The organism is Microcystis sp. M53598_WE2 (genome assembly GCF_030067735.1).
Lineage (GTDB): Bacteria > Cyanobacteriota > Cyanobacteriia > Cyanobacteriales > Microcystaceae > Microcystis > Microcystis aeruginosa.
The window spans coordinates 1-2169 of the sequence record NZ_JASJFE010000055.1 but is presented as its reverse complement, the minus strand read 5'-3'; the positions used below and the strand labels follow the sequence as shown (position 1 = coordinate 2169).

Annotated in this window: 2 protein-coding genes; both read right to left on the bottom strand. The window is 46.1% G+C overall.

Annotation, left to right across the window (positions count from 1 at the left end; genetic code table 11):
* Nucleotides 1-8 precede the first annotated feature (8 nt).
* Nucleotides 9-401, bottom strand: coding sequence for a hypothetical protein (locus PX636_RS01310; protein WP_288115979.1), 393 nt, complete (start codon nt 399-401; stop codon nt 9-11).
* 108 nt (nt 402-509) lie between these two features.
* The coding region (locus PX636_RS01305; protein WP_288115978.1) for an aspartate kinase at nt 510-2169 on the bottom strand (1660 nt) is incomplete at its 5' end.

Here is a 2169-nt window from a genome sequence, read left to right as displayed (position 1 = left end):
GGCTGCAGTCAGGGTTTATTGATGTTTATAGTTTCTGCTTGATAAACTTCACTAACCTGACCCTGATTCTGTAAATTTTGACCTCCAGAATTAGTCTGGTTCATACTACTATTATCCTGAATTTTCAAGGATTGAATTTCTGTTGCTAAACCCTTGACTTTTTCGGCAAAATCTGCTTCATCATTCATGGCAACCTTTAAATAATCTGCTACTTTTTCTAGATCAGTTTTTGACCCTTTTTCAGCAGCTTGTAAAGCTTTTTCGGCCTTAGGATTAGCTTTAAGTTTATTCCAGATAATTTGCCGCAAAGTATTAATTTTTTCTAGAGCAGCTTCAGTAAATTTTTCTACAGTAGTCTGAAATACCAAAGCAACAATTGTCGCCACTGTTATCGGTTCCATAGATAAAATCGGGGTAATGAGGGTTAACTTATTGATCGGATTTTTGGGGGTATAAGTTGCCAACAATATAAACAACTCTTACCCCCATCATAGAACTTGTAATTTCATTTAGGCGGGTACTTCAATTTTACCCTGTCCGGCTAATCCAAAAGCGGCGTGAACCACTTGTAGGGCCCTGACTCCATCTTCCTGATTCACCACACAACTGATTTTTATATCAGAAGTAGCAATCATCAAAATATTAATTTTCTCCTTTGCTAAAGCTTCAAAAAAGCGTGCTGCTACCCCCGGTTGTCCTTCCATTCCCGAACCAACAATGCTCACTTTGGCCACATCATTATTAACCACCACTTCCTGTAACCCCAAACTTTCCGATAGTTCTAAGAGGATTTTTTGGGCTAAATTAGCATCAGCTTGAGGTAAAGTAAAAGCGATATCCCGTCGGGGAATACCATCGACGATGCGACAGCGTTGGGATTGAATAATCATATCAACACTGACATTTTTTGCCGCTAAAACCGAGAAAATTCTCGCCGCCATCCCCGGGCGATCGGGGACGTTACGAATAGCCATTTGGGCCTGATTATTATCTAGGGCCACTCCCCTGACTGGGACTAAATTTTTAGGGATTTCGCAATGAGCAACTTTAGCAGAATACTCCACTTGAAAAGCATCACAAAGGACTTTAATTGCTTTTTCTCCGTCCGCTTCATCGATGACACAACTGACTTTTACTTCAGAAGTGGAGATCATTTCGATATTAATTGCCGCTGCGGCCAAAGTGCTAAATATTTGGGCAGCAATTCCCGGCCGGCCGATCATACCGGCGCCGGTAATGGCGATTTTAGCGGCCCCGGATTCGATGATCACTTCCGCTTCCTCTGTATTAGTCGGATGGGAACGTAAAACTGGTGCGATCGCTTCGGCCACGGATTGGGCTTTTTTTAAGGCATTTCCCATCACCGTAAAGGCGATATCGTTGCTGTCCCCCTCGTGAATCGATTGAATAATTAAATCCACGTCCACCTGTTGATGAGCGATTTCCCCGAATAAACGGGCAGCGATGCCGGGACGGTCAGGAACCCGTAAAAGGGAGATTTTCGCCTGATTACCGTCAAATTCCACCGCATCCACTGCTTTTGTCAATTCCAATCCTTGCAGGGTGCGCGGTTTCGGTGCCGGGGATGTCACCCAAGTACCCGGATCCTCTGTCCAACTGGAGCGGACAACCAGGGGAACCCCGAAGTTTTTGGCGATTTCCACCGCTCGCGGGTGGAGAACTTTCGCCCCTAAACTGGCTAATTCGAGCATCTCATCGCAGGTGATTTGGTCTAAAAGACGCGCTTCGGGGACTAAACGGGGGTCAGTGGTGAGAATACCGGGTACATCGGTGTAAATTTCGCAAAAATCGGCTTTTAAGGCGGCTGCTAGGGCTACGGCCGAGGTATCGGAACCACCGCGCCCCAAGGTGGTAATCTCTAGTTGATCGCTATCGCTGACACCTTGAAAACCGGCGACAACAACTACTTTACCCTCCGATAGATGACGGGAAAGGCGATCGGTTTTAATTTCTAAAATACGGGCGCGACTATGTTCGGATTCCGTGACAATTCCCACTTGAGCGCCTGTTAGGGAGATGGCCGGTTGTCCGATTTCCTCTAGGGCCATACTCATCAAGGCGATTGTCACCTGTTCCCCCGTGGATAATAACATATCCATCTCCCGGCGCGAGGGTTCGGCGGCGATCTGTTTGGCTAAATTGACCAAT